General features: G+C 71.5%; 11 protein-coding genes and 1 tRNA gene. 5 read left to right on the top strand and 7 right to left on the bottom strand.

Annotated features, from left to right (window positions below; all coding sequences use genetic code 11):
- A partial coding sequence (locus QH283_RS07390; RefSeq protein WP_280502270.1) for a TetR/AcrR family transcriptional regulator occupies nt 1-581 on the top strand: 581 nt, incomplete at its 5' end.
- 121 nt (nt 582-702) lie between these two features.
- On the opposite strand, the gene QH283_RS07385 is transcribed toward QH283_RS07390, so the two are convergent.
- The 3 genes from QH283_RS07385 to QH283_RS07375 form a co-directional block, all read right to left on the bottom strand.
- The gene (locus QH283_RS07385; RefSeq protein WP_280502269.1) at nt 703-1599 is read right to left on the bottom strand and encodes an alpha/beta fold hydrolase; all 897 of its coding nucleotides are present in this window, start codon (nt 1597-1599) and stop codon (nt 703-705) included.
- A gap of 88 nt (nt 1600-1687) precedes the next feature.
- Nucleotides 1688-1990, bottom strand: coding sequence for a DUF1905 domain-containing protein (locus tag QH283_RS07380; protein WP_280502268.1), 303 nt, complete (start codon nt 1988-1990; stop codon nt 1688-1690).
- Nucleotides 1991-2071: 81 nt separating this feature from the next.
- Nucleotides 2072-2557 carry a GAF domain-containing protein gene (locus QH283_RS07375; RefSeq protein ID WP_280502267.1) on the bottom strand — a complete coding sequence of 162 codons (486 nt, stop codon included), beginning with the start codon at nt 2555-2557 and terminating at the stop codon, nt 2072-2074.
- Nucleotides 2558-2727: 170 nt separating this feature from the next.
- Here QH283_RS07375 and QH283_RS07370 point away from each other — a divergent pair, with 170 nt between their 5' ends.
- Together QH283_RS07370 and QH283_RS07365 are read left to right on the top strand one after the other, a co-directional pair.
- Nucleotides 2728-3240 carry an NADPH-dependent FMN reductase gene (locus QH283_RS07370; protein ID WP_280502266.1) on the top strand — a complete coding sequence of 171 codons (513 nt, stop codon included), beginning with the start codon at nt 2728-2730 and terminating at the stop codon, nt 3238-3240.
- 100 nt (nt 3241-3340) lie between these two features.
- Nucleotides 3341-3778, top strand: a complete 438-nt coding sequence (locus QH283_RS07365; RefSeq protein WP_280502265.1) for a helix-turn-helix domain-containing protein — start codon at nt 3341-3343, stop codon at nt 3776-3778.
- A gap of 182 nt (nt 3779-3960) precedes the next feature.
- Here QH283_RS07365 and QH283_RS07360 read toward each other — a convergent pair.
- Both QH283_RS07360 and QH283_RS07355 read right to left on the bottom strand, forming a co-directional pair.
- Nucleotides 3961-4034 (bottom strand) — tRNA-Gly (locus QH283_RS07360).
- Between the two features lie 134 nt (nt 4035-4168).
- The gene (locus QH283_RS07355; RefSeq protein WP_280502264.1) at nt 4169-5035 is read right to left on the bottom strand and encodes a hypothetical protein; all 867 of its coding nucleotides are present in this window, start codon (nt 5033-5035) and stop codon (nt 4169-4171) included.
- 165 nt (nt 5036-5200) lie between these two features.
- On the opposite strand from QH283_RS07355, the gene rnhA reads away from it, so the two are divergent.
- Complete coding sequence (gene rnhA / locus QH283_RS07350; RefSeq protein WP_280502263.1) at nt 5201-5707, top strand: ribonuclease HI; 507 nt, start codon at nt 5201-5203, stop codon at nt 5705-5707.
- Between the two features lie 44 nt (nt 5708-5751).
- Here rnhA and QH283_RS07345 read toward each other — a convergent pair whose 3' ends face one another.
- Complete coding sequence (locus QH283_RS07345) at nt 5752-6501, bottom strand: phosphatase PAP2 family protein (RefSeq protein WP_280502262.1); 750 nt, start codon at nt 6499-6501, stop codon at nt 5752-5754.
- A 68-nt stretch (nt 6502-6569) separates the two neighbouring features.
- Nucleotides 6570-7343, bottom strand: a complete 774-nt coding sequence (locus QH283_RS07340) for an SDR family NAD(P)-dependent oxidoreductase (RefSeq protein WP_280502261.1) — start codon at nt 7341-7343, stop codon at nt 6570-6572.
- 119 nt (nt 7344-7462) lie between these two features.
- On the opposite strand from QH283_RS07340, the gene dcd reads away from it, so the two are divergent.
- Nucleotides 7463-8062, top strand: a complete 600-nt coding sequence (gene dcd, locus QH283_RS07335; RefSeq protein WP_280502260.1) for a dCTP deaminase — start codon at nt 7463-7465, stop codon at nt 8060-8062.
- Nucleotides 8063-8203 lie beyond the last annotated feature (141 nt).

Here is an 8203-nt window from a genome sequence, read left to right as displayed (position 1 = left end):
CGGTCTTGCGGGGGGGGGGGGGCGGAATGGGGCGCACCCCCCGGGTGGTTGTGAACCCCGGCGGGGGGCCGCCGCGCGCCACCCTGCAACACCACTTCCCGACCAAGCCGGACCTGCTCGCAGGCGCGGTCGAACACCTGGCCCAGCGCCGATTGGACCAGCTGGCAACCGAATTCGCCGCCATCGTGCCCGGCGGCGACCGGTTGGCGGCGGCCGTCGAGCTGACCATGGACATGTTCTCCGGCCCGTCGTTCCACGCGGCGCTGGAGATCTGGGTGGGCGCGCGCACCGACGCGGAGTTGCGCGCGGCCTTCCTGCCCTGTGAACAACGGCTGCTGGAACAGATGCACATCGCCGTGCGCGATCTGTTCCGCGCCGAATTCCCCGACGACCCACGGGTTCCCACGATCACCGAGTTCACCATCGAGATCGTCACCGGCCTCGCCATGCGCGCGCTGTTCACCGGCTACGCCGAGCCGAACCGGCTCTCCCGCGAGCGCTGGGTGAACGCGGTGCGCGTGCTGCTCGGCGGGGCGTCCGCGGACACGCTGCTCGATCCGCCCGAGCCAGGCGCCCGCTAGCGCGGGGTCACGAGTCGGCCCGCGCCAAGCCGGTGGTGAGCCGAATCGGCTCGGAGAACTCCGCGTCCCGTGCGGTACCGGATACGGCGACCGTTCGCGCGGAATCGCCCTCGGCGCGGCGCTACTTCTCGCGTGCGGCGTCGCTCTTGTTTCCAGCGTGGCTCTCCGCGGTGCCGACTTCCTCGGTGTCCTGCCCGGCACGGGGTGTCGCGGCGCTGTCCTTCGCGGCCCGCTCCATGGCGTCGAACTGCTCGAACAGGATCTTCGAGCAGCCCTGCGGGTCGTCGTAGAACGGGGTGTGGCCGCTGCCGAAGAGCGTGCGGTGGCGGGCGGTGGGCAGCGCCAGCCTGGCCCGCTTGCTCTGCGTCGCGTAGGTCAGCAGCACGTCGCGATTGCCCCAGGCGATGGTGACCGGGATGTCGGCCAGCGCGCCGAGTTCGCCGAAGCGGACGTCGGCGAAGGAGGCGCAGGCATCGGCGAAGGCGGGCGCGTTCGCCGCGCCCTGGGCGGTCTCGATCGCGGTCTGCGCGTCCAGCGCCCACGGCCTGCCGAACACCAGGTACAGGAAGGCGGTGCGGCCCACCGTGGTCGCCAGGAGTTTGGGCATGGCCGGGCCGAGCACGCGGGCCAGCACCAGCGATTTGCCCATCGTCTGCTGACACCAGACGCGGCCCGCGGTGTTCCAGAAACCGATGGGGGAGAAGGCCGTCACCGAACGGGCGAGGCCGCGCGCGCCGAGGCTCAGCGAGATGTAGCCGCCCATCGAATTGCCCACCAGGTGCGGGCGTTCGATGCCCTCCTCGGCGAGGAAATCGGCGAGCGCGTCGGTCAGCGTGCCGACCGTGGTGACCGGCAGCGGGTCCGAGGCGCCGAAACCGGGCAGGTCGACGGCGATGACGTCGAAGCGCTCCGCCAGGGCCGGGATCATCCGATCCCACACCTGCCACCGGCTGCCGAGGCCGTGGACCAGGACCAGGGGCTCCCCCGATCCGACGCGATGATGGTTCAACCTGGTCATATCCGTCCTCAGAGCTCGTCGTTGGCGCTTCGCCAACGCTAGCAGCCCGCGCGCGTCCGATCGGCCGGACCTGCGACACACACTCGCGTTACAGGGCGACCTCGAGTTCCACCTCGGGCTCGGAGCCCGCGTCCAGGCCCTCGGCCGTGCGGATGGCCTTCTTCACCGGCAGGATGTAGCTGCCGAGCTGTTTGCTGGGGAACAACGAGGTGGACCAGCGGCTGTCGCCGATGCGCACCCGCACCTTCACCGCACCGAACCCACCCGCGCGGTGGGCGTAGCGATCCTCGATCTCGTCGGCCACCTCCTCCGGGACGGTCAGGAAGAACCACGAGCCCTCGCCCTCGTGCTCCCACACCCGCGCCGTGAACGAAAACCGCGAATCAGCCACGGGGCGACCCTAACGGCGGGCACCGACACCGGGACGGCACTCCGGCCGCCCGCGCCGAACGCGCCTCCGCGGGCGCCGATATCAGCCCAGACTGTCCACGAAGACCCGCGCGAAGGCCTCCAGCCCGGCCCGGTCCACCTCGTCGAACCGGCCGGGCTCCGGGCTGTCCAGGTCGAGGACGCCGACCACGACCCCGTCGCGCACCAGCGGAATCACGATCTCCGAGCGCGAATCCGCGTCGCAGGCGATATGGCCTGGAAAGGCGTGCACATCCGGCACCAGCTGGGTGGCCCCGGTCGCCGCCGCCGTCCCGCACACGCCGCGCTCGAACGGGATGCGCACGCAGGCCGGCTTGCCCTGGAACGGCCCGACCACCAGCTCCTCGCCGTCGGCGAAATAGAAGCCTGCCCAGTTCACCTCGGTCAGGCTGTGGAACAGCAGCGCCGACAGGTTCGCGGCGTTGGCGACGCGGTCCGGCTCACCCGCCACCAGCGCCTCGGCCTGGGCCCTGAGCAGGCGGTAATCCTCGACCCGGTCTCCGGTGGGCGTTGCGACGGTGAACGACATGGCAGGGATGGTAGACGTGGCCGAGGGCGAACAGGCCCGCGCCGGGCACCCCATCCGATCGGCCGGATTCAAACCCTGTCCGGTGACCTCCGGTCCGATGTTGCATGGCCGGGACGAGCCACCCAGGACCGCCACCGAGCACGGACCCACGACCACAAGGACCACCCACCATGACCGTCACCGTCGTCGTCGGCAACCCCAAGCCGGCCTCCCGCACGCTCACCGCCGCCACCCGGCTCGCCGAAGGCCTGGCGCCCGGCGTCGAACCCACCGTCATCGACCTGGTCGAGCTCGGCCCCAAGCTGCTGAGCTGGGGCGACGAGGAGGTGGCCGAGGCCGTGCGGACGGTGGCCGGCTCCGAGCTGGTGATCTTCGCCAGCCCGACCTTCAAGGCCACCTACACCGGCCTGCTCAAACTCTTCCTCGAGCAGTTCGCCGGCGGGACCGGCCTGGCCGGGGTCCTCGCCGTGCCGCTCATGCTCGGCGCGAGCCCCGTCCACTCCCTCGCCCCGATCGTCCACCTGGAGCCGGTGCTGGTGGAACTTGGCGCGACCACCGCGCTGCCCGGCCTGTACCTGTCCGACAGCACCTTCCGGTCCGACGGGGTGCTGGGGACGTATGTGCAGCGCTGGCGGCCGGTGGTCGCGGCGCTGACCGGGTCGCCGGTCGGCGCCGAGGGCTGACCCACCCGGGCGAACTCCCGGCATCGGCACCGGATCGTTAGGCGATGGGCGTTGTGTTCGTTTCGCCTGTTTCCTAGGTTGCTGGGTGGAGGTGGTTGCCATGTCCGACCACGACGATCCGGTCGGCGAACCGGTTGCCGAGGAACAGCGCCTGGCCCGCGAGGCCCTCGACGCGCTGCGTGACCCGGCACTGGAAGCCGCCCTGGGACTCACCGTCCCAGGCAGGCCCGAACCGATCCCGCTGCCGCCGCAAGCTGTCGCGCCCCTGCGCGAGATCCTGGAGAACCTGGCGGCGGGCCGCGGCGTCACCGTCATTCCCGCCCACGTCGAACTCACCACCCAGCAGGCCGCCGAACTCCTCGGCATCTCCCGCACCCACCTGGTGAAACTCCTGCACGAGGGCCACATCCGCTATCGCTTCGTCGGCCGCCACCGGCGCGTGCTCCTGTCCTCCCTCCTGGCCTACCGCCGCACCATGGACGACGGCCACGGTCCCGAGGACGTCTGGACCCTCCCCGACGCGGTCGGCCTCAACTGACCGGCCGCGCGTCCGAGAACAAGGCGGCCGGCGCACTCTCCGCCAAGAGGAACCGCGCGCCGGCCGTGCACCCGGAAAAGGAACCAACCCACAGGATGCGCCGAAAAGATAGCACTTCCGAGTCGAACCCACAGGGCCTTCGGAAAGCACGATGACCAGGACATGAGTCCTGGTCATCGAGGTGGAGCCGATGACGGGAATCGAACCCGCGCTGTCTGCTTGGGAAGCAGAAGTTCTACCATTGAACTACATCGGCAGGCCGTTCCGCCGCGCTCGGCCGGCAGGCCAAGGAGGCGGTCGCGCGTTGGCGATGTTATCAGATGACGGCCGGAGCGCGGCAAGTCCCGGCCGTCCTCGTGCCCCGCGAGTTCGTGCCCCGCGAGCCGTCGGTCAGCACCACCACCGCTTGCGGCAGAAGCGGCTCTCGCCGCCACCGCCACCACCGCCGCCACCGGTGTAGGTGGGGGCGGTCCGCTCGGGATCGTCGTCGGTGCCGGGAACCAGGTCCGGGCCCCACTTCTCGCGTTTGTCCTGTTCCTCGCGTTCGAGGCGCGCGCGGCAGTCCGCGATCGGACCGACGCGGTTCTCCCACGCCAGGGTGTCGGCCGCGGCGATCGCGTCCACGTAGGGCGCCGCGACGGGGGCGCTCTGGGCGCGCACGGCGGCCACCTGTTCGTCGTAACTCGTCGCCGAGTCGCGCCGGGCGCCGTCGATCGTCGCGACGCCCTCGGCGACCAGCTGCTCGTTGACGCTCGGCCCGGTGGGCAGGGCCGACACGTCGCCGGCCGCGCCGAGGTGGACGAAGACCGCGCTGTAGGGCTCGTCCGGCTGCGCGCGCACGACGGTGACCTGGGCGGCGACCGGCAGCAGGATCGCCAGGCGGGTGTCGAACGGCTCGCGCATCTCCGTACCGCAGACCCCGAAGGTGGTGACCCGCGCGAGCTGCGCGGACACCTCTCGGCCGTGCGCGGTGAAGGTGACCCGGTTGCCGCTGACCGATTTCACCTCGGCGGCGAAGATCGGCGCCTTCCTCGGATCGGGCGGTTGTGTGGTCGTGGCAGCGGCGGCCGTCGACCCCGGACCGGAACCGGCCTGGTCGCCGTCGGCGATGAACCCGAGCCCGCCGCAGCAGCACAGCGCGAGGACGACGGCGCCGATGGCGATCCAGGTGTTGCGTGTCGACGTGTTCCGGTGGCGTGGCGGCCGACCGGTGGGCGGTTGCCGGTACGGCGACTGTCCACCGTGAGCAAAGCTCACTGCGATGATCCTCCCGATCGTGGGCCACGCGGGGTGGCGGGTCGTCCAGCAATTTTCGTGCAAACGGACGGAGTGTTTCAGGACGCGAGGCGGTGCACAAATCGATGCGGTGGGAAGCGGGCGATCGGTCCGCCCGCGCCGGTCCGTGGTCGCTAGTCTCGCCGGGTGGAGGTGCAGATCTATACCGATGGCGCGTGCAGTCCGAATCCCGGGCCGGGCGGGTGGGGAGCGGTGTTGCGGTACGGGGCGCACGAGCGGGAGATGTACGGCGGGGATCGGGGTCCGACGACGAACAACCGCATGGAGTTGATGGCGCCGATCAGCGCATTGGAGGCGCTGACCAGGAAGTCGACGGTGCGCGTGTTCACCGACAGCACCTATGTGCGCGACGGGATCACCTCGTGGCTGCCGAAGTGGCGGGCCAACGGATGGGTGACGGCGAAGAAGGAGCCGGTCAAGAACGCCGATCTGTGGCAGCGGCTGGCGCAGGCGTGCGCGCGGCACGAGGTGTCCTGGGAATGGGTGCGGGGGCACGCCGGGCACCCGGAGAACGAGCGGGCCGACCGGCTGGCGGTGCGCGGGGCGCGTGAGGCAGGCGGGCGAGCCGGGCAGCCGGGCGAGCGATCGGGGAGCAAGCCTGGCGGGGCGCGGCGGGCGGCGCGGGCGCGATAGCGCGGGCTGTCACCGGCAGGCAAGTGTGCCGAGAGGGTGCCGCGTCACCCGCCGGCGGCGTCCGCCGTCGTCGGCGATTCGTCGGGGCCGGGTCGGCGCAGGTGGAACACCGCCAGGCACAGGGCCATCCAGGCGGCTCCCGCGCACCACGCGCCCACCACATCCGTCGGCCAGTGCACGCCGAGATACACCCGCGACCACCCCACCGACAACACGAACGCCACGGCGAGCGCGGCCCCGGCGATCCGGGTGGTCCTGCGATGCAGCAGTGGCAGGAACACCGCCGCGCACACGGCCACGACCACGCAGCTGCCGAGGCTGTGGCCGGAGGGATAGGACAGACTCGGTTCGTAGGCGAGGCGGTCGGCGGCAGGCGGGCGTTCACGGCCGATCAGGCGTTTGCCCGCGAAGACGATGACGGCGGCGCCGAGGCCGGTGACGGCGACCAGCGCGGCCCGGGAACGGTCGCCCGCGCGCAGCAGCACGGCGCAGGCGAGGGTGCCGAGCACGGTCATGGACAAGGTGGCGCCGAGGGCGCTGACGGTGTGGGCCGCGGCGGTCAGCGCGCCGGTGCGGTGGTCGATCACCCACCCGGCGACGGCGGGGTCGACGGCGAGCAGTCCGCCGAGGTCACGCGCCTGGTCGTCCTGGTCGAGGAAGAACTGGGGTTCGGCCGTCACGTCGTGGCGCAGGACCTGCCAGGTGATCGCGGCGAAGCAGGCCGCGAGCATGACGGCGAGGGCCGACAGCAGCGCCGGCGAGCGCAGCGGGGCGGGCAGCGGCGAGGGAGGCACCCTTCCACCATGGCATCCCCGTGCTGGAAAGTTGCCGGGGATGCCGGGCGCGTCACGGCCGCCGGTGGTCAGAACTTGCTGTAGCCACCGTCGATGAGCAGGGAGTCGCCGGTGTGGAAGGCGCTGGCCGGGCTCGCCAGATACACCGCCACCGACTCGAAGTCCTCGGCGCGGCCCCAGCGGCCGACGGGCATGCGGGGCAGCACGCGGTCGCGGAAGCGGTCCCAGTGGAACAGGTCGTCGGTCATGGGGGTCTCCACCCAGCCGGGCAGGATGGCGTTGGCGCGGATGCGGTGCTTGGCCAGCTCGACGGCGATGGAGTTGATCACCGCGATGATGCCCGCCTTGCTGGCGGCGTAGGACTGGCCGCGGGGGGCGCCCTGCTGGGCGACCAGGCTGGCGGTGGCGACCAGGCTGCCACCCTCGCCCTGGGCGACCATCACCTTGGCGGCCTCGCGCAGGGTGACGAACGCGGCGTCGAGGTTGACCGAGGTGACGCGGCGGAACTCGGCCAGATCGGTTTCCAGGAAGGGCACGGTGCCCTGGGGGACGCCCGCGTTGACGAAGCAGGAGTCGATGCGGCCCAGTTCGGCGGCGGCGCGGCCGATGGTGTCGGCGACCTGCTGCTCATCGGAGACGTCGCAGGCCAGGGCCAGCACGCGGTGACCGAACCGGCTCAATTCCTCGGCCGCGGCCTCGTTGCGCTCGACGTTTCGGCCGACGACGCACACGTCCGCGCCCGCGCGGGCGAGGCCGCGGGCGTAGCCGAGGCCGATGCCGGAGTTGCCGCCGGTGATGACGGAGACGTGACCGGTGAGGTCGAACGGTGAGGCGTCGGTCATGGTGGGTGGTCCTTCCGTGGTGTGTCAACGAGAGGTTATCTGTCGCGGCGTGTCATCGGGGGCGTGATGGGGAAAGGCCGCACCGGGAAGGCCGGGGGAGCGGACGCTAGGCTCATGGCGTGCTGCTTTCCGATCGTGACATCCGTGCGGAGATCGCCGCTGGGCGTCTCGGGGTCGAGCCGCTGCTGGAGAACCTGATCCAGCCGTCCAGCATCGACGTCCGGCTGGACCGCATGTTCCGGGTGTTCGACAACTCCCGCTACACCCACATCGACCCGGCCCAGCGCCAGGACGAGCTGACCAGTCTGGTCGAGCCGGGTGAGGGTGAGCCGTTCGTTCTGCACCCGGGCGAGTTCGTGCTCGGCTCCACGTTGGAGGTCTGCTCCCTGCCCGACGACCTGGCGGGCAGGCTGGAGGGCAAGTCGAGCCTGGGCAGGCTCGGACTGCTCACCCATTCCACCGCCGGGTTCATCGATCCCGGCTTCAGCGGTCACATCACCCTCGAGCTGTCGAATGTGGCGAACCTGCCGATCACGTTGTGGCCGGGGATGAAGATCGGCCAGCTGTGCCTGTTCCGGCTGAGCAGCCCCGCCGAGCACCCCTACGGCAGCGCGGCCGCCGGCTCGAAGTACCAGGGGCAGCGCGGGCCGACGCCCTCGCGTTCGTATCTGAACTTCCCGCTGCCCACCGAGGCGATCGAGGCGGTCGAATCGCGCTGAGCCGCGCGATCATCCGCGAGCGGGTGTCCGGCGAGCGGGTGTCCGGCGCGGAATCGCCGAGAGGCGGGGGCCCCGGCGCACTAGCGGTCCCCCCCATCGGCTCCCCCCGCGTCCCCCGCGCCACGACCGGGGCCCCCCCCC

Origin of the sequence: Nocardia farcinica (genome assembly GCF_029867845.1) — a bacterium.
GTDB classification, from domain to species: domain Bacteria; phylum Actinomycetota; class Actinomycetes; order Mycobacteriales; family Mycobacteriaceae; genus Nocardia; species Nocardia farcinica_A.
Note: the sequence above shows the minus strand (reverse complement) of the source record. Positions and strands in the feature narration are given on the sequence as shown.